We start from the raw sequence: 18,337 nt of genomic DNA, 5'->3' as shown, positions 1-18,337 counted from the left end.
ACAAGACATAAATTTGTCACTGCCAGGTCAGATACTGGCGCCGTCTTAAAGAACGGACCTTCTGTAATTTTGGAGAGATTGGATGAAACTCAACAAATTGGCTGCTGTTATCGGTGTGACTGCTGCAGTGGTGTTCTCTGCCAGCACAATGGCTTACGGCGTCGACAAAAATCTGCCTGAATACGCGCCGGTTAGCGGCATCTCCGGCAACTTGTCGTCCGTGGGTTCCGATACCCTGGCCAACATGATGACCCTGTGGGCCGAAGAATTTAAACGCGTCTATCCGAACGTCAACGTTCAGATCCAGGCCGCGGGTTCCTCCACAGCGCCTCCCGCCCTGACCGAAGGCACTTCCCAGTTCGGCCCTATGAGCCGCGCCATGAAGTCGGGTGAAGAGGAAGCATTCGAGAAGCGTTATGGCTACAAGCCGACCGCCATTCGCGTCGCTGTCGATGCCCTGGCCGTGTTCGTCAACAAGGACAACCCCATCAAGGGGCTGACCATGCAGCAGGTCGATGCCGTCTTCTCCAGCACCCTCAAGTGTGGCGAGAGCAAGGCCGCTACCCAATGGGCTGATCTGGGTCTGGATGGCAACTGGTCAGGCAAGGATTTGCAACTGTTTGGTCGCAACTCGGTATCCGGTACCTACGGTTACTTCAAGGAGCACGCCCTCTGTGATGGCGACTTCAAGAGCGGCGTGAACGAGCAGCCCGGTTCTGCCTCTGTGGTGCAGTCTGTGTCAGCGTCCCTCAACGGGATAGGTTATTCCGGTATCGGTTATGTCACCTCTGGTGTGCGTGCCGTGCCGCTGTCCAAGGATGGCAAGACCTTCGTCGAAGCCAACGCCGACAACGCCATCACCGGCAAGTATCCGCTGTCACGTTTCCTGTATCTGTACGTGAACAAGCACCCGAACAAGCCGCTGGCCCCGATGGAGCAGGAGTTTGTCAAACTCATCCTCTCCAAAGCCGGTCAGACCATCGTCGCCAAAGACGGCTATGTGCCTGTCCCGGCCAAGGTGGTCGAAGCGGACATGAAGAAGCTGGGCCTGATGTAATCCCACTTCCCGATAAAAAATGTCAAAAACGAGCCCAATCGGGCTCGTTTTTTTATGGGGGGCAAAACAGGGCGGCCAAGCATAGTCACTTGCGCGCGGCGCCGCCTTTCCCGAAAATAGGACATTCCCAGCCACAAGGATCCTGTTGATGATCTCTGCCCTCTCCAAAGTGACACTGCTGGCCGCCAGCACCCTGCTGCTCGGCGCCTGCGCACAATCCCCCACGGGCCGTAGCCAGATGTTGCTGTTTTCCCCCCAGCAGATGAACCAACTCGGGGCCGACTCCTTTAACCAGATGAAGCAGCAGGAGAAGGTGAGCAAGGATGCCAAGCTCAATGCCTATGTCTCCTGCGTCGCCAAGGCAGTGACTGCCCAGGTGCCGAGCAGCTATGGCATCACCAGTTGGGAAGTGGTGGTGTTTGACTCCAAGCAGGTCAACGCCTTCGCCCTGCCTGGTGGCAAGATTGGCGTCTATAGCGGCCTGCTCAATGTGGCCAAGAACCAGGATCAGCTCGCCACCGTCATCGGTCACGAGTTGACCCATGTGCTGGCTCAGCACTCCAACGAGCGTCTCTCCCGCGATCAGCTAACGGGTCTTGGCATGGCGGTCGCCGATGCGGCCCTGGGTAGCAGCCAGGGCAGTGGCGCTGCCATGGCGGCGCTTGGGCTGGGCGTTCAGGTCGGCGTGAGCCTGCCTTATGGCCGGGAGCAGGAGAGTGAGGCGGATCGACTCGGGCTGGATCTGATGGCTCGCGCCGGTTTTAACCCGGCCGAGGCTATCCCGCTCTGGCAGAACATGGCGCAGGCCGCCGGGGGCAAGGCGCCTCCCGCGCTGCTCTCTACCCACCCGAGCAATGAGAGCCGCATCAGTGAGCTGAGCGCCGAGCTTGCGACGGCAACTCCCCTCTACCAGCAGGCCCGCGCCGCCGGTCTGACTCCCCAGTGCAAGAGGTAATGCCGGAGGTGACCCTGCGCATGGCCCGCCAGCAGGATGCCGCCGCCATGACGGTGTTGCAGCGAGCCAGTTGGCTGGCCGCCTATGGTGAGGTGCTGGGCGCCGACTTGCTCGACAGCCTGTCCCCGAGCGTGCATTTGCAGCTGTGGCGCAAGCGGCTCGGGGGCCATGACCCAAGGCCCATGCTGGTCTGTGTCCAGGACGTGGTGGTGGGTCTGCTCTATTGGCAGCATCAGGAGGGCGACATCGGTCCCGAGGCGCATATCCGCGCCCTCTATTTACATCCGGCTCATTGGCGCCGTGGTCATGGTAAACGGCTCTGGCAGGCGGTCGCCATGCAGATGCGGCGCGCCGGGTATGAGCGGGTCAGCCTCTGGCTGCTGGCGGGCAACCGGGTGGGGCAAGGCTTCTACCTGCGCCGCGGTTTTCGGTTCGATGGCACCGAGCGCACCCTGAGCCAACAGGGCCGACCCTGCCTGCAGCAAAAAATGTCCCGCGATTTGTGACGAGGCGCCGTTTTTTCGGGGTGGGTCACTTTATTTTTCTTGCGAATTAATACAATGGCGAGCTCAGGAACAGAGTCGTTTTCTCAGCTGCAAGGGAGTGTGGGCATGTATTACGGTTTCGATATAGGTGGTACCAAGGTGGCGTTTGCCGTCTATGACGGTGCCTTGACCCTGTGTCATGAGGAGCGTCTGGCGACCCCGGGAGACGATTACGAGGCGCTGCAGCAGATCATCCTCGATCGGGTGCTGGCGGCGGATACACGTTATGGGGTGCGCGGCACCGTCGGTATCGGCTTTCCTGGCATCCTCAACCGCGCCGACAAGAGCATAGTGGCCGCCAATCTGCCCTGTATCAACGGCCGCCATCTGGGGGCTGATCTGGGGGCTCGGCTCGATCGCGAGGTGCGGGTCGATAACGATGCCAACTGCTTCCTCTGGTCCGAAGTGCATCAAGGGGCAGCCGACGGTGCCGAGGCGGCATTGGCAGTCACGATTGGTACCGGCATCGGCGGCGCCGTCTATGTCAATGGCGGCCTGGTTCAGGGCCGCAACTGGCTGGCGGGGGAGATAGGTCACTATCCGCTGCCCGGCACCATCTTGATGAAGTACCCCGACCTGCCTCGTCCACGCTGTGGTTGTGGCCGACTCGCGTGCTTCGAAACCTATGCATCGGGCACGGGGTTGGAGCGTCTCTACCTGCACCTGAGCGGCGAGCGTGCCTCCGGCCAGCAGATCGTATCGCGTTTCGAGGCCAGAGAGCCCCATGCGGTCGCGACCCTGGATTGCTGGCTCGAGATCATGGCGGCGGGGTTGGCCACGGCGCTCTCGGTGCTGGATCCGGACGTGGTGGTACTCGGCGGTGGCCTCTGTGGCTTGCCCGCTATCTATGAACAATTGCCGCTGCGCCTGCCGGGACATCTGCTGCCCGGTGTGGCTTTGCCCGAGATACGCCAGGCCCGCTTCGGCGGTGCAGGCGGCGTGCGTGGCGCAGCACTGCTCCATCTGTGAGACCCGATGACGGGTCTCACCTCATCCATCACGAGGAGTCATGATGACCCGTCTCGAAGTCTGCATCGATAACCTTGAGTCCCTGTTTACCGCTCAGGATGCGGGGGCCGATCGTATCGAGCTCTGCTCGGCCCTCGGGCTTGGGGGACTTACCCCCTCCTATGGCTTCATGCAGCAGGTGGCGCGCCATGGGCGCATTCCCGTCTACGCCATGATCCGCCCCCGTGCCGGGGATTTCTGTTTTAGCGAACTCGAGTTCGAGTTGATGCTGCAAGACATAGCCGCGGCCCGTGCCGCGGGTCTGCAAGGGGTGGTGGTTGGCCTGCTCGACGAGCAGGGGCGGGTGCCCGCAGCCCAGCTCAAGCAGTTGGTGGCGGCCGCAGGGCCGTTGGGGGTAACCTTCCACCGCGCCATCGATCTCAGCTCCAACTGGCGCGCCGATCTGGAGACCATAGTCGCGGCGGGTTGTGAGCGGGTCTTGAGCTCAGGCCATGCAGCGAGCGCCCTGGCCGGTCTGGAAACCCTGCAAGCCATGGCGCAGACCCTGGCGGGACGCGCCAGCTTGATGCCGGGGGCCGGGGTCAATGCCGACAACGTGCGTACCATACTTGAATTTACCGGGGTGACTGAGGTGCATATGTCCGGCATGGGCTGGCGCGGTGGCATGGTGCCCCATGGGGTGAACATGGGCACCGCGGACGACGGCCGGGTCAATATCACCGACGGCGCCAAGGTTGCCGCAGTGCGGGCCCTGCTGGATCGCGCCTGAGTCAGGGGGGGACCGGGCGGCATGGTGCCTCTCCATGGGATGTGAACATGGGCACCGCGGACGACGGCCGGGTCAATATCACCGATGGCGCCAAGGTGGCCGCAGTGCGGGCTCTGCTTGATCAATAAGCCAGTCGCTTTGCCAGAGTAGAACGGTCAGCCTTGCTGGCCGTTTTCGTTGTTGCGGATCCTCTGTGTCATCAGGACCTGTGGCGCCGCACCACATCAAGTCAAGGCCGACGGGGACTGGCCCTGTTTGCCGCCTGATGCCACTCAAGGTCATCAGAGCAGATTGGCACTCTGCCTTGGCGGCAGCATCCGGGTAAAAATTCTGTTATCATTCCCGCTCTTTTGACACATGGACCCGGAGCAGAATCTCAATGTCTCAATACGACTCTATCGAACAGAAAGCCAGCTATGGCATAGGCCGCAATATGGGCGATCAACTGGCTCAGCAATCCTTCGCCGGTCTGGATATTCCTGCCCTGCAGCAGGGTCTGGCAGATGCCCTCAATGGTCTGGAGTTCGCGGTCAGCCGTGATGATATCAATGATGCCTTCCAGGCGATCACCAGCCGCATGCAAGCCGAACAGGAAGTGGCCGCCAAGGCTGCTGCCGCTGACGGTGAACTCTTCCTGGCCGACAACGCCAAGCGTGGTGGTGTTCAGGTGACCGATTCCGGTCTGCAGTACGAAGTCATGGTGGAAGGTAATGGTGCTGTGCCAGTTGCCGGTCAGTCCGTGCGCGTGCACTACCACGGTACCTTCACCCATGGTGGCGTGTTTGACAGCTCAGTGGCTCGCGGTGAGCCGGCAGAGTTCCCGGTCACTGGCGTGATCGCCGGTTGGGTTGAAGCCCTGCAGATGATGCCGGTTGGCTCCAAGTGGAAGCTGTTCATCCCCCACGATCTGGCTTACGGCGCCCGTGGTGCCGGTTCCATCGCGCCCTATTCCGCGCTGGTATTCGAAGTGGAGCTGCTGGACATCCTGTGATCCAGTCTGCTCGATGCAAACGGCGGCCCTCGGGCCGCCGTTTGTTTTTGGCCCGATGGCGACGAAGATGGGAGGGAACCGCGGATTTCGTTATAGTCGGATGAGTCAAGGGGGAGGGAACCCATGTCGGCCATCATTGAAGTAGTCGATCTCGTCAAACATTTCGCTGGCGTCAAGGCGGTGGATGGGCTGAGCTTTGCCATCCCGAATGGCAGCTGTTTCGGTCTGCTCGGCCCCAATGGGGCGGGCAAGACCACCACCATAGAGCTGCTTGAGGGCATATTGACCCCCGATAGCGGCCAGATCCTGTTTCATGGCAAACCGCCAGGCCCCGACTATCGTTCGCGCATCGGCATCCAGTTCCAGCACACGGCGCTGCAGGACTTTTTGACGGTGCGCGATACCTTGCGCCTCTTCTCCCGCCTCTATCCCAAGCCTCTGCCTCTGGCGCTGTTAATCAACCTCTGTGCCCTGGAAGACTTCGTCGACCGAGACAGCCGCCGTCTCTCCGGGGGGCAACGCCAGCGACTGCTGCTGGCCCTGGCCCTGCTTGGCGACCCGGAACTGCTGTTTCTCGATGAGCCCACGACGGGTCTGGATCCCCAGGCGCGCCACCACTTTTGGGACAGGGTCAAGGCCATCAAGGCCCAGGGCAAGAGCATAGTGCTAACCACCCACTACATGGATGAGGCACAGCAACTGTGCGATCACATTGCCATCGTCGACAAGGGGCACTTATTGAGTCTTGATACGCCACAAGCGCTGCTCGATCAGCATTTCGACGGGGTACTGGTGCGCCTGTCGGCTCACCCGGCCCTGATGCAGCTGGCGCTACCGCTCACTCAACAGGGAGAGTTGATGGAGCTGACTTGTCCCGATATCGCGACCCTGATGCCGCGCCTGCTCGAGCTGCAGATCCCCCTGACCGGCATGCAGATCCGCTCCCCCAATCTGGAGGATCTCTTTCTCAAGTTGACCGGCCATAGCCTGAGGAGCGGGGCATGAGCCGCAGCAACGTGGCCCTGGTAAGGGAAATGACAAGGAGTCCGCGATGAGAGACAGCCTGAGGCGCATCGCCGCCCTCTTCTATGCCCGCAACCTGGAGTTTGTCCGCGATCGCGCCGCCCTGGTCTGGAACATGGTGGTGCCCCTGTTGCTGGTGCTGGGTTTCTCAATCATCTTCTCCGGCAACCAGAAGCCCCTGCTCCAGCTCGGCGTCGTGGGGACGCTGCCTCCTGCCTACCAGACCCTCGACACCATCCCCCAGCTCAAGCTGATCGAATATGACGACCTGGCCTCCGCCCAGCTCAAGGTGCGTCACCACCAACTGGATTTGCTGCTCAATCCGGCAGGGGGCAATTACTGGGTCAATCCGGACTCGCAGAGTGGGGGGCTGGCGGAATACCTGCTCAAGCAGGCCAGCCTGACCCCTTTGGTACGAGATACTCTGCCGGGCAAGGCCATTCGCTATGGCGACTGGTTGCTGCCGGGGGTGATCGGCATGAATTTGATGTTCTCCGGCCTGTTCGGGGTCGGCTATGTCATTGTGCGGTATCGCAAAAATGGCGTGCTCAAGCGGCTGAGGGCGACCCCGCTCACCGCGACCGAGTTTCTCTGTGCCCAACTGTTGTCGCGGGTAGCCATCACGCTAGTGGTGAGCCTGTTGGTATTCCTGGTCGCCCACTGGCTGCTCGGCACACCTCTGCTCGGCTCCGGCTGGTTGCTGCTGCTCATCACGCTGCTGGGCGGGGCCGCCATGGCCTCCCTTGGTCTTCTGGTGGCGGCCCGTATCCAGAATGAAGAGCTGGCCAGTGGTTTGCTCAATCTCATCAGCCTGCCCATGATGTTCTTATCCGGCGTCTGGTTTTCGCTGGAAGGTTCACCCGCCTGGCTGCAAGAGGTCGCGGCACTGTTGCCACTGACCCAGATAGTGACGGCGGCGCGGGCTGTGATGCTGGAGGGCGCTGGCTGGCAAGAGGTGGCGGGCCCACTGTCCCAGATCAGCCTGTTTACCCTGTGTTGCGTCGCCCTGGGGGCCGCTCTGTTCAGATGGAACGCTAAATGAGATATCCGCTTTCGCTGCTCTTGCTCTGTGTCCTGGCGCTTCCCGTGACGGCCGGGACCTTGCGCTGCAAACGTGACCTGCTGACCGAGGGGGACAGCACGGCCATTCTGCTGGTGCGTTGTGGCCAACCCATGCTCAGGGAGGATTTGACCCGCTATGAGGAGAATGGCTTCGGTGCTCGCATGACGGTCAAGTACGCAGAGCGTTGGACTTATAACTTCGGTAGCAATCAGTTCATGCAGTTTGTCACCGTCGAGAACGGTGTCATCACGGAAATAGAAGACGGCCCGCGCGGTCAATGACCGGCGGGCCGAAAAAAGAATATGGAAGCAAAGGACCAATAAGACTCGCGGAAGTTATCCCAACAGCGGGTTGCCCTGACGCAGACCACGAAGCACACGGTTAACCCTGGTTGCCAGACCCAGGGTCTTGTTGCAATTCAGGTTCTCCAGAATGATCTCGCCCCGAGTAAATTCAAATTTCCCCATCTCCTCGACCATGAAACTGCCACGGTGAAAACTCTTCACGTAACGCGCCATCTGGCGGGGAGACAAGCCTTTGAACACCTTCATCAGAGCATACCTTCTTGTTTGGACAGGGCTCACTATGAGGGGGCGTCATGACAAAAATATGAACCATATGAGTCAGTTGTAATATGAAAGGCTGCCCTCTTCTGGGGCATGACAAAATAGCTGCAAAAAAGATCTGCACGGTCGGTGCTGGCATTGTCAGTATGCTATTTGGTCGATATGGGTCTATTTTTTATTCATAAGGTGTATATCGGGACATATAGGTGCTTTGTGCTGCTGCACCAATATCGCGCCGGTTTGCACCGATTGACAGGCTTTTTTGGCGCTGGATAAGCTGCAAAAAAGTGAAGGCAGGGAGAGCGTCATCGGCAGGCTGCGGTGATGTACATTCGAGTTGAACCACAGGGAAGAGTGATATGAAACAGCTACATAAGATGGGTGTGCTGGTTGCGTTGTCGTTGACAGCCGCCAATGTCTGGGCCGAAGGCACCCTGGATGCCGTCAAGAAGAAGGGTTTTGTGCAATGTGGGGTCGGCGATGGCCTGCCCGGTTTCTCCAACCCGGATGCCAAGGGCACCTGGACCGGATTGGATGTCGATGTCTGCCGCGCCGTCGCCGCTGCCGTGCTGGGGGATGCAACCAAGGTCAAATATGTCTCCCTGACCGCCAAGGAGCGCTTCACCGCACTGCAATCGGGGGAGGTTGATATCTTGTCGCGCAATACCACCTGGACCATGACGCGGGATGCCTCCCTTGGTCTCACCTTCGCCGGGGTCAACTATTACGATGGCCAGGGCTTCATGGTCTCCAAAGCCCTGGGGGTAAAAAGTGCCAAGGAGCTTGATGGCGCCGCCGTCTGTATCCAGTCCGGTACGACCACGGAACTCAACCTGGCCGATTACTTCCGTGCCAACGGCGGCATGAAATATACCCCTGTGGTGTTTGACACCTCGGATCAGACCGTGAAGGGCTTCGAGGCCGGTCGCTGCGATGTGTTGACCTCGGATCAATCCCAGCTCTACTCCCTCAAGATCAAACTCTCCAAGCCGGAAAATGCCATAGTGTTGCCGGAAGTCATCTCGAAAGAGCCGCTGGGGCCAGTGGTGCGTCAGGGTGATGAACCCTGGTTCAAGGTGGTGCGCTGGAGCATGTTTGCCCTGCTCAATGCCGAAGAGGCCGGGGTCACCAGTAGCAACGTGGACGAGATGCTCAAGTCGACCAACCCGGATGTGCGTCGCCTGCTTGGCCTCGAAGATCCCAAGGGAGGCATTCTTGGCCTCGATGACAAGTGGGCCTACAACATCATCAAGCAGGTCGGCAACTACGGCGAGATGTTCGATCGCAACGTCGGCGCCGGTTCTCCCCTCAAGATCGATCGCGGCATCAATGCCTTGTGGAACCAGGGTGGCCTGATGTACGCCCCCCCCATTCGCTAGATATGTTGGTTAGGGGGCTCAGGCCCCCGCTTTCCCTCTTGCCTTGGCTTTGTCGGAGTAAATCCCTATGGCGTCACAACCGCACGACCAGAGGAAAGAACAGGGCCGCTGGTGGTATGACGCGAAGGTGAGGGCGCTGATCTTCCAGTGCCTGGCCATCGCGGCAGTCCTCGGTTTTCTGTTCTACATCATCAACAATGCCCTGACCAACCTGGAGGCCCGTGGCATCACCACCGGCTTCGGGTTTCTCGGCAATACCGCCGGCTTTGGCATACTCCAGAGCCTGATCCCCTACGATGAGACCTATAGTTTCGGCCGAACCTTCGTGGTGGGTCTGCTCAATACCTTGCTGGTCTCTGTACTGGGTATCATCTTGGCGACCCTGCTCGGCTTTGTGATCGGCGTGGCGCGGCTGTCAAAGAACTGGCTGGTATCGCGCATTGCCACTGTCTATATCGAGACCTTTCGCAACATCCCCCTGCTGCTGCAGATTTTCTTCTGGTATTTCTCGGTGCTGCGCACCCTGCCATCACCCCGCGAGAGTGTGAACCTAGGGGAGCTGGCCTTTCTGAATGTGCGGGGCTTCTATCTGCCCAAACCTCTGTTTGAGGAGGGGTTCGGCTATGTGATCGGTGCCCTGCTGCTGGCCCTTGTCCTGAGCTGGGGAGTGCGGCGCTGGGCCAAGCGTCGCCAGGAGTTGACCGGCAAGATATTCCCGGTGTGGCTCAGCACCCTTGGCCTCATCATCTTGCTGCCACTGGCGACCTTCTGGCTGGTGGGCAGTCCGCTTGCCTGGAGCCTGCCGACGTTGCAAGGCTTCAACTTCCGCGGTGGCCTGACCGTCTTGCCCGAGCTGGTGGCCCTGCTGCTGGCGCTGACCATCTACACGGCAGCCTTCATCGCCGAGATAGTGCGCTCCGGCATATTGGCGGTCAGCCATGGTCAGACGGAAGCCGCCTCTGCCCTGGGGCTCTCCACGCCCCGCACCCTGCAACTGGTCATCATTCCCCAGGCGATGCGGGTCATCATACCGCCGCTGACCAGTCAGTATCTCAACTTGACCAAGAACTCCTCCCTGGCGACGGCCATCGGTTACCCGGATCTGGTCTCCGTGTTCATGGGGACCACCCTCAATCAGACGGGCCAGGCCATCGAGGTGATTGCCATGACCATGGGGGTCTATCTCGTCATCAGTATCAGTACCTCTGTCCTGATGAATATCTATAACCGCAAGATGGCGCTGGTGGAGCGATGAGGAGATCAGATGACAGTCAATGCCCAACGGGTCTTCGGTGCAGCCTCTGCGGTGAAAGCATCATGATAAGGGGGAGCTATGTTCGTCACTGACATGCAAGAGGCGCAGCCTGCGCCTGACAACAGGCGTGGCGTACCCGCCTGGCTCAGGGCCAATCTGTTTCCCAATTGGTGGAACAGCTTGGTGACTCTGGCGCTGGCCTATTTTCTGCTGCCGGCGCTCTGGCACTTGATTGACTGGGCTTTTATCTCCGCGACCTGGACGGGCAGTAGCCGAGCTGATTGTAGTCAGGAGGGGGCCTGCTGGTTGTTTATCGAGAGCCGTTTTGGTCAATACATCTATGGCTTTTACCCAGGGGATCAGCGCTGGCGGGTCAATATCGTCTTCGCCGGGCTGGCGGCGTTGCTGGCGCTGCTGATCTGGCCCAAGACGCCCTATAAGGGGTGGCTGGCACTCTTCACCCTGCTGGTGTTTCCCTGTATCGCCTATGGGTTGCTGCACGGCGGCTTTGGGCTGAGGACTGTGGATACCAATCTCTGGGGCGGCCTGATGTTGACCCTGGTACTGGCGGTGGTGGGCATCGCAGTGGCCCTGCCGTTTGGCATCTTGCTGGCCCTCGGGCGTCGCTCCCACATGCCGATCATCAGCAGCCTTTCCACCGTCTATATCGAGTTCTGGCGCGCTGTTCCGCTTATCACAGTGCTGTTCATGGCCTCGGTCATGCTGCCCCTGTTCGTGGCGGGGGAGGTGGAGTTCGACAAGCTGCTGCGGGCGCTCATCGGCATCATCATGTTCCAGTCGGCCTATGTGGCCGAAGTGGTGCGCGGTGGTTTGCAGGCGATCCCCAAGGGGCAGTATGAGGCGGGGGATGCGCTGGGGCTCTCCTACTGGAAGGTGATGGGGCTCATCATCATGCCCCAGGCGCTCAAGATAACCATCCCCTCACTGGTGAACACCTTTATCTCCCTGTTCAAGGACACCAGTCTGGTGTTGATCATCGGGCTGTTCGATCTGCTGGCCATCTCCAAGGTGGCCTTGGCGGATCCCGACTGGCTCGGGTATTCCACCGAAGCCTATGTGTTTATCGCACTGATCTTCTGGATGTTCTGTTTTGGCATGTCCCGTTATTCCATCTATCTGGAGCGCAAGCTGCACACGGGCCACAAGCGTTAGGAGCTGTTGATTATGGAAAGTAACTATGTGGTCGAACTCAAGGACGTCAACAAGTGGTATGGCGACTTCCATGTGCTGCGCAACATCAATCTGAGTGTCGGCAAGGGAGAGAAGATCGTCATCTGCGGGCCATCGGGCTCCGGCAAGTCCACCATGATCCGCTGCATCAATCGGCTGGAGGAGCATCAACGCGGCGACATCCTGGTCAAGGGGATGGCGCTCACCTCGGATCTCAAGAACATAGAGACGGTGCGCCGTGAAGTGGGCATGGTATTCCAGCACTTCAACCTGTTCCCGCATTTGACGGTGCTGGAAAATTGCAGCCTGGCACCCATCTGGGTCAAGCAGTTGCCGAGGCGGGAGGCGGAGCAGATCGCCATGGGCTTTCTCGAACGGGTGCGGATCCCCGAGCAGGCGCTCAAGTACCCGGGTCAGCTCTCCGGTGGTCAGCAGCAGCGTGTCGCCATCGCCAGAAGTCTTTGCATGAATCCTCAGGTGATGCTGTTCGATGAACCGACCTCGGCACTGGACCCCGAGATGGTACGGGAGGTGCTCGATGTCATGGTGGAGCTGGCGAATGAAGGCATGACCATGCTCTGCGTGACCCACGAGATGGGCTTTGCCAAGCAGGTGGCGGACAGGGTCATCTTCATGGACAGAGGCCAGATCATCGAGGAGAACGAGCCTGGGCAGTTCTTCGACAACCCCCAGTCCGAACGCACCAAGCTGTTTCTCTCCCAGATCCTGCATAACTGAGCGAGCGCGGACCGCTCATCGAGAGGGCACCTGTGGGTGCCCTCTCTTTTACCCGACAAGCGACGGGGAAGGCTGGCCGAGAAAATCCCCTAGTGGCTGATCCGGCAAGGTTTTTCTCCATGTATACTGCGGCGTCAGCAACAGAACGGCTCAGGAGAGCAGCATGGAATGGGTCGAGGTGGTCGATGACCAGGACAATGTCATTGAGGTGGCCGATCGGGCACGGGTGCGCCGTGAAAACCTGCGTCATCGCGCCAGCTACATACTGGTGCTGGGGGAGGAGGGTCAGGTGCTGGTGCAGCGTCGTACCCTGGGCAAGGATTTTTGCCCCGGCATGCTGGACGCCTGCGCCGGTGGCGTGATGACGGTGGGCGAGGTGCCCCTTGCCAGTGCCCTGCGCGAGCTGGGAGAAGAGCTGGGCATCATGGATATACCGCTGAGTGAACATGGCAGCTTCCTGGCCGAGGGCAGCAACTACAAGGTGTGGGGTTATCTCTACAGTTGCCGCTATCAGGGGCCATTGCAGTTGCAGGTCGAGGAGGTGAGCGCCGTCCACTGGATGAGTCTGGCGGAGATCGCCAACCGGGCCGCCGAATTTACCCCGGATTCCCTGATAGCCCTCGCCCATTGGCAGGCCAGAGGCGGCGCATAACGGACCCCTGCACGGGGCCTTCATCTGGGGTAAACTGCTCCTCATCATTTACCGTCAGGAAGACTCTTCATGATCTCAGTTGGCCAATCCCTGCCCGCGGGTGAGTTCACCCTCCTTACCACCGAAGGCAAACAGACGCTGAATACCCAGGCGCTGTTCGCCGGCAAGAAGGTGGTGCTGTTCGCCGTGCCCGGCGCCTTCACACCGACCTGTTCCAATGCCCATCTGCCCGGTTATGTGGTCAAGGCGGATGAGTTCAGCGCCAAGGGTGTCGATGCCATCTATTGCCTCTCGGTCAACGATGCCTTCGTGATGAAGGCCTGGGGCGAGGCACAGAACGCGCAGGCCATCACCATGTTGGCCGATGGCGATGCCAGTTGGACCCGGGCGCTGGGGCTGGAGAAAGAGACGGGAGCCTTCGGTGGTGTGCGTGCTCAGCGTTTTGCCCTGATAGCCGAAGATGGCCTGGTCACTGCGCTGAACATAGAGGCACCCGGCAAGTTCGAAGTCTCCGATGCCGACTCCTTGCTCGCACTGCTGGGATAGTTAATCAGGGCTGAGTTAGCCCTTGAAAAGCGATATCCCTCGGTTACACTGGCGCCGACGGGCCTCTTGGGCCCGTGTCCCTGTTTATGCCGTGACCGTCATGGCGCCCTGAAGCTCAACCCGATTGGAAAGAATACGTATGACCCTGGCTTTTGTTGCCCTGATTGCCGGACTGGCCCTGCTGGTCTGGAGTGCGGATAAATTTGTCGATGGTGCCGCCGCCACCGCCCGTTATGCGGGCATGCCACCCCTGCTCATCGGTATGGTTATCATCGGTTTTGGTACCTCGGCTCCCGAGATGGTGGTCTCGGCCTTGGCATCCATGCAGGGCAACCCAGCGCTGGCGCTGGGTAATGCCTATGGCTCCAACATTACCAACATCGCTTTGATCCTGGGTCTGACCGCGCTTATCAGCCCCATCGCCGTCTCCTCCCAGGTGGTGCGCAAGGAGATACCCATCCTGCTTGGCATCACCCTGCTGACTGGCGCCCTGCTGTTTGACGGCCATCTCGGCCGTGGCGATGCGCTCATTCTTGGCGTGGTCTTTGTCGTGCTGTTGGGCTGGTCCATCTGGACCGGGGTCAAGAGCAAGGGCGATGCCCTGGACGCCGATGTCAATGTGGAGATAGACAGCGAGGCCATGCCCCTCAAGAAAGCCATCTTCTGGCTGATCGTGGGTCTGGTTCTGCTGGTCGGCGCTTCCCGCCTGCTGGTGTGGGGCGCCGTCACCATCGCTCAGGCCTTTGGCATCAGCGATCTCGTCATCGGCCTGACCATAGTGGCAGTGGGTACTTCTCTGCCCGAGCTGGCTTCCTCCTTGATGGCCATCAAGAAGAAGGAGCATGACTTGGCCCTCGGCAACGTGCTGGGTTCCAACCTGTTCAACACCTTGGCCGTGGTGGGTATCGCCGCTGGCATAGCGCCCCTGGACGTGGATCCGGCCGTGTTGACCCGTGACTGGAGCCTGATGATGGGGCTGACCCTGCTGCTGCTGGTGATGTGTCTGGGCCGCAAGGGCCAGGGCCGCATCAACCGGGTGGAAGGGGGGATCTTGCTCTGCATCTTCTTCGGTTATACCGGTTGGCTGCTGACCAGCCAGTTCTGATGACGCTGGCGTGACAATGCAAACAAGAGGGGGAGCCAATGGCTCCCCCTCTCTATGTCGGCGTCATGGTCATGCCCTTCAGGCGACGGCGACCAGCTTCTGGCTCTGCTGGCTGCTATCGAGGATCAGGATATTGGCCTTGGGGAAGAAGTTGAAGGTCGAGGCCGAGGCCCAGGTATAGGCCCCCATCACTTTCCCTATCACCAGCTCACCAATCTCCAGATCCGGCAGCATGATGCCGTCACGGATCACATCCACGCTGTCGCAGGTCGGGCCGGAGAGTACGGCATTGTGCAACTCGCCACCGGCATAGGGGGTACTGACCGGGTAGGTGACGTGGTCATAGAGCTGACCGTTGTAGCTGCCATAGAGGCCGTCATCCAGGTAGTACCAGATCTTGTCACCACGGTGGGCCTTGCCCATCACGCTGGATACCGAGGTCATGGCAGGGGCGCTGATGAAACGGCCCGGTTCGGCAATTTTCTGCACCGTGGCGGGCAGCTTGGCGAGCGCGGCGCGGATCGGGGCACAGAAGCCATCGATATCGAACTCGCCCCCTTCATAGTCGACCGGGAAGCCGCCACCGATGTCGAGTACCCAGGGCTTGAGCCCCAGATCCCAGGCCTGTTCCATGATCTCGCGGCAGGCGTCGATAGCCTGGACATGGCGCTCGCTGTTGGGCACCTGGGAGCCGACATGGAAGGAGAGCCCCCTCACCTTGAGCCCTTTTGCCTGGGCCAGTTGCAGCAGGGGCAGCGCCTGCTCCGGGGTACAGCCAAATTTCTTGGAGAGATCGACCTTGGTGTTGGGATTGGGGAAGCTGACGCGCAGCAGCAGTGTCACTTCATCCTTGTAGGGCAGGAACTTGTCCAGCTCCAGGGGGTTGTCATAGACAAAGACGGTGCAGCCATATTCCAGCGCATAGCGAATGTCGCTGTCGCGCTTGATGGGATGGGTATGGATGCAGCGACCCGGCCGCACCCCTTGCGAGCGCACCAGATCCACTTCGCCATTGGTGGCCAGATCGAAGCAGGCTCCCTCTTCCTTGAGCACAGCGACCACCGCCTCATGGGGCAGGGGCTTGAGCGCATAGTGCAGGCGCACCTCGGGCAGGGCGGCAGACAGAGCCCGGTATTGGCGGCGCACGGCAGCCTTGTCGAGCAGCAACAGGGGAGAGCCAAATTGTTCAACCAGCTGACGGTAATCTTGTGCCACAAGGGTCTCTTTCATTGTCTTTTGATCATCCTTAGGGGGCGGAGTTGCCCTAGCCTTGGTTTGTTGAGACGGCAACGGCCGGCTCAGGCGAGCGGTCCGGAAGGGACCTATCCAGCAAGCTGCATAACTTTCATGGTTACTGCTTGGATATGCGCGCAATTATCTGTTTATTGATTTGTCATGCAAGCTTTTTGATTGGCTATGTTGGCAAGATTTTCTGGTCGAGACGAAAGGGGAAATTGATATCCAGTGCAAAAAGGCGTATCCGGATGCAAGAAGGGCCTCCTGGCCAGTGGCGGGCTAACCAATTGATAGTTAACAATCTATTTACTTTCAGGCGGCGCCGGAGGCTCAGGAAGAAAAACGGGGATTGTTGGGAGACAGATCACATTATTTTGGACTAATATGCCCGTCCTAATCCAAAACTAGTTCGGATGAAGGTAGCAGGAGAGCGATGGGGGACCATCCACCGAAGAAGTAAATCTTTCAGGTACCGGGCAACCGGTGTGGACTGCTACTGGACGATACTCTGGAGAGACCCGTTTAATCGGGCGCCGAAGGAGCAAGGTCTTGTTTATCCATGATAAACAGGCCGGAAACTCTCAGGCAAAAGGACAGAGGGGATGGGATGGTTGTACCTGAGCTTGGAACTGTTCACGATCTGTAACGAGAGGTCGTCAGCAAGGTAAAGAGCAGCGCAGGAACCGGAGCGTATAGACATACGTGAGGATTCCGAGCAGCGCATGAGCCTTGATCACGGCCTCGCAGTAAGAGTGTGAACACGTTCTTGGCCCGCATCCGATCACCTCTGGCGATCGCGACACCTATGGGAAGATCATCCTTCTCCTCCTTAATTGTTGTTTTTTAAGGAGGATGCATGTCATCAATTCAATCGGCGCTCGCCGCCATCGATAGCTTTGTCTGGGGTCCGCCCCTGCTGATCCTGCTGGTCGGGACCGGTGTTTACCTCACTCTTCGCCTGGGTCTGCTGCAGCTGGTGCGGTTGCCCTTCGCCCTCAAATTGGTGTTTGGTCGCGATCAGGGCCAGGGCAAGCAGGGGGATGTCTCCAGTTTCGGGGCGCTGTGCACCGCGCTCTCGGCCACCATAGGCACGGGCAACATCGTCGGCGTCGCGACCGCCATCAAGCTAGGGGGCCCGGGTGCCCTGTTCTGGATGTGGATGGCGGCCCTGTTTGGCATGGCGACCAAGTACGCCGAGTGTCTGCTGGCGGTCAAATATCGACAGCTGGACAGCAACGGCCAGATGGCGGGCGGCCCCATGTACTATCTGGAGAAGGGGCTCGGCAGTCGCTGGCTGGCCAAACTGTTCGCCCTGTTTGGCATCGGGGTCGCCTTCTTTGGCATCGGTACCTTCCCGCAGGTCAATGCCATCTCCGACGCCATGAGCCTCTCCTTCTCGGTGCCCCGCGAAGCGACCGCCGTGGTGCTGACGCTGCTGGTCGCCCTGGTGACCCTGGGGGGGATCAAGTCCATCTCCAGCGTGGCCAGCAAGGTGGTGCCCTTCATGGCGCTCTTCTATATTGCCGCCTGTCTCGGGGTGCTGGTGAACAGTGCTGGCGCCTTGCCCGATGCGATCGCGCTGGTGGTCGGGAGCGCCTTCAGCGGCCATGCCGCGACCGGTGGCTTCGTCGGTGCCAGCATCATGCTGGCTATCCAGTCAGGGGTGGCGCGGGGGGTCTTCTCCAACGAATCGGGTTTAGGCTCAGCCCCCATCGCGGCGGCGGCGGCCAAGACGGATTCATGCGTGGAGCAGGGGCTGGTCTCCATGACCGGCACCTTTATCGACACCCTCATCATCTGCACCATGACGGGCCTGACGTTGGTGGTCACCGGGGTCTGGAGCGGCGATCTTAGCGGCGCAGCCATGACCAGCGCCGCCTTCGCCCAGGGGCTGGATGCGCACCTGGGCCAATATCTGGTGAGCATAGGCCTGCTGTTCTTCGCCTTCACCACCATCCTCGGCTGGAACTACTACGGTGAGCGCTGCACTCACTACCTGTTCGGGACTCGGGCTATCAAGCCCTACCGCTTCATCTATCTGGGGCTGGTGGCGGGCGGTGCCTTCCTTCATCTCGACATGATTTGGCTGTTGGCCGACATCGTCAATGGCCTGATGGCGGTACCCAACCTCATCGGTCTCATCGGCCTGCGCCATGTGGTGATCGCCGAGACCCGCGCTTATTTCAAGCGGGGCAGCGATAGCGAAGCCGAGCCAGAGCCGCAGACCGCCTGATACCCGCGGCGCTGAAAACAGAAAAGCCACGACCCGGGTCGTGGCTTTTTCGTATCAGGCAGGC

Annotated in this window: 18 protein-coding genes, 2 pseudogenes and 2 riboswitches; of the genes and pseudogenes, 18 read left to right on the top strand and 2 right to left on the bottom strand. The window is 59.9% G+C overall.

What is annotated here, in order from left to right; all coding sequences use genetic code 11:
- Positions 1-82: 82 nt before the first annotated feature.
- The 10 genes and pseudogenes from KYK33_RS14435 to KYK33_RS14395 all read left to right on the top strand — a co-directional run bounded on the left by KYK33_RS14435 (position 83) and on the right by KYK33_RS14395 (position 7,653).
- Positions 83-1,057, top strand: coding sequence for a PstS family phosphate ABC transporter substrate-binding protein (locus tag KYK33_RS14435; protein ID WP_224430985.1), 975 nt, complete (start codon positions 83-85; stop codon positions 1,055-1,057).
- A gap of 148 nt (positions 1,058-1,205) precedes the next feature.
- A complete protein-coding gene (locus tag KYK33_RS14430; protein WP_042040692.1) occupies positions 1,206-2,012 on the top strand; it encodes a M48 family metallopeptidase in 807 nt (268 codons plus the stop codon).
- Positions 2,012-2,518, top strand: coding sequence for a GNAT family N-acetyltransferase (locus KYK33_RS14425; protein ID WP_224430984.1), 507 nt, complete (start codon positions 2,012-2,014; stop codon positions 2,516-2,518). Before KYK33_RS14430 ends, KYK33_RS14425 begins: the two co-directional genes overlap by 1 nt.
- 105 nt (positions 2,519-2,623) lie before the next feature.
- A complete protein-coding gene (locus tag KYK33_RS14420; RefSeq protein ID WP_224430983.1) occupies positions 2,624-3,526 on the top strand; it encodes an ROK family protein in 903 nt (300 codons plus the stop codon).
- Positions 3,527-3,569: 43 nt separating this feature from the next.
- Positions 3,570-4,295 (top strand): copper homeostasis protein CutC, encoded by a 726-nt coding sequence (locus KYK33_RS14415; protein ID WP_224430982.1) that lies wholly within the window; start codon positions 3,570-3,572, stop codon positions 4,293-4,295.
- A 32-nt stretch (positions 4,296-4,327) separates the two neighbouring features.
- Positions 4,328-4,423 (top strand): annotated as a pseudogene (locus tag KYK33_RS20260) (copper homeostasis protein CutC); the annotation flags it as partial.
- A 251-nt stretch (positions 4,424-4,674) separates the two neighbouring features.
- The gene (locus KYK33_RS14410; RefSeq protein ID WP_396021351.1) at positions 4,675-5,286 is read left to right on the top strand and encodes an FKBP-type peptidyl-prolyl cis-trans isomerase; all 612 of its coding nucleotides are present in this window, start codon (positions 4,675-4,677) and stop codon (positions 5,284-5,286) included.
- Between the two features lie 123 nt (positions 5,287-5,409).
- Positions 5,410-6,291, top strand: a complete 882-nt coding sequence (locus tag KYK33_RS14405) for an ABC transporter ATP-binding protein (RefSeq protein ID WP_224430981.1) — start codon at positions 5,410-5,412, stop codon at positions 6,289-6,291.
- Positions 6,292-6,337: 46 nt separating this feature from the next.
- On the top strand, positions 6,338-7,351 hold the full coding sequence (locus KYK33_RS14400; RefSeq protein ID WP_224430980.1) for an ABC transporter permease: 1,014 nt from the start codon (positions 6,338-6,340) through the stop codon (positions 7,349-7,351).
- Positions 7,348-7,653, top strand: coding sequence for a DUF2845 domain-containing protein (locus KYK33_RS14395; protein WP_157013906.1), 306 nt, complete (start codon positions 7,348-7,350; stop codon positions 7,651-7,653). Before KYK33_RS14400 ends, KYK33_RS14395 begins: the two co-directional genes overlap by 4 nt.
- 54 nt (positions 7,654-7,707) lie before the next feature.
- On the opposite strand, the gene KYK33_RS14390 is transcribed toward KYK33_RS14395, so the two are convergent.
- Positions 7,708-7,923, bottom strand: coding sequence for a DUF1107 family protein (locus KYK33_RS14390; RefSeq protein WP_042040684.1), 216 nt, complete (start codon positions 7,921-7,923; stop codon positions 7,708-7,710).
- A 374-nt stretch (positions 7,924-8,297) separates the two neighbouring features.
- Between KYK33_RS14390 and KYK33_RS14385 the strand changes: the two genes are divergently transcribed.
- From KYK33_RS14385 to KYK33_RS14355, 7 genes and pseudogenes are all read left to right on the top strand, one after another.
- Positions 8,298-9,317: an amino acid ABC transporter substrate-binding protein gene (locus KYK33_RS14385; RefSeq protein ID WP_224430979.1), complete on the top strand. Its 1,020-nt coding sequence runs from the start codon at positions 8,298-8,300 to the stop codon at positions 9,315-9,317.
- A 67-nt stretch (positions 9,318-9,384) separates the two neighbouring features.
- A complete protein-coding gene (locus tag KYK33_RS14380) occupies positions 9,385-10,572 on the top strand; it encodes an amino acid ABC transporter permease (protein ID WP_224430978.1) in 1,188 nt (395 codons plus the stop codon).
- A 78-nt stretch (positions 10,573-10,650) separates the two neighbouring features.
- Entirely contained in the window at positions 10,651-11,745 is a 1,095-nt protein-coding gene (locus KYK33_RS14375; RefSeq protein ID WP_042040680.1) for an amino acid ABC transporter permease, read from the top strand.
- 12 nt (positions 11,746-11,757) lie between these two features.
- Positions 11,758-12,501 (top strand): amino acid ABC transporter ATP-binding protein, encoded by a 744-nt coding sequence (locus tag KYK33_RS14370; protein WP_042040678.1) that lies wholly within the window; start codon positions 11,758-11,760, stop codon positions 12,499-12,501.
- A 160-nt stretch (positions 12,502-12,661) separates the two neighbouring features.
- Positions 12,662-13,153 (top strand): annotated as a pseudogene (gene yfcD / locus KYK33_RS14365) (NUDIX hydrolase YfcD); the annotation flags it as partial.
- 69 nt (positions 13,154-13,222) lie between these two features.
- Complete coding sequence (locus KYK33_RS14360) at positions 13,223-13,699, top strand: peroxiredoxin (RefSeq protein WP_042040674.1); 477 nt, start codon at positions 13,223-13,225, stop codon at positions 13,697-13,699.
- 139 nt (positions 13,700-13,838) lie between these two features.
- Positions 13,839-14,804: a calcium/sodium antiporter gene (locus tag KYK33_RS14355; protein ID WP_224430976.1), complete on the top strand. Its 966-nt coding sequence runs from the start codon at positions 13,839-13,841 to the stop codon at positions 14,802-14,804.
- Between the two features lie 78 nt (positions 14,805-14,882).
- Here KYK33_RS14355 and KYK33_RS14350 read toward each other — a convergent pair whose 3' ends face one another.
- A complete protein-coding gene (locus KYK33_RS14350) occupies positions 14,883-16,034 on the bottom strand; it encodes a type III PLP-dependent enzyme (protein WP_224430975.1) in 1,152 nt (383 codons plus the stop codon).
- 419 nt (positions 16,035-16,453) lie between these two features.
- Positions 16,454-16,533, top strand: a riboswitch (glycine riboswitch).
- 5 nt (positions 16,534-16,538) lie between these two features.
- A riboswitch (glycine riboswitch) is annotated at positions 16,539-16,647 on the top strand.
- A gap of 249 nt (positions 16,648-16,896) precedes the next feature.
- Here KYK33_RS14350 and KYK33_RS14345 point away from each other — a divergent pair.
- Positions 16,897-18,273, top strand: a complete 1,377-nt coding sequence (locus KYK33_RS14345; protein ID WP_224430974.1) for an alanine/glycine:cation symporter family protein — start codon at positions 16,897-16,899, stop codon at positions 18,271-18,273.
- The last annotated feature ends 64 nt before the right edge of the window (positions 18,274-18,337 follow it).

This window comes from Aeromonas rivuli (genome assembly GCF_020149575.1).
In the GTDB taxonomy this organism is placed as follows: Bacteria; Pseudomonadota; Gammaproteobacteria; order Enterobacterales; family Aeromonadaceae; genus Aeromonas; species Aeromonas rivuli.
Note: the sequence above shows the minus strand (reverse complement) of the source record. Positions and strands in the feature narration are given on the sequence as shown.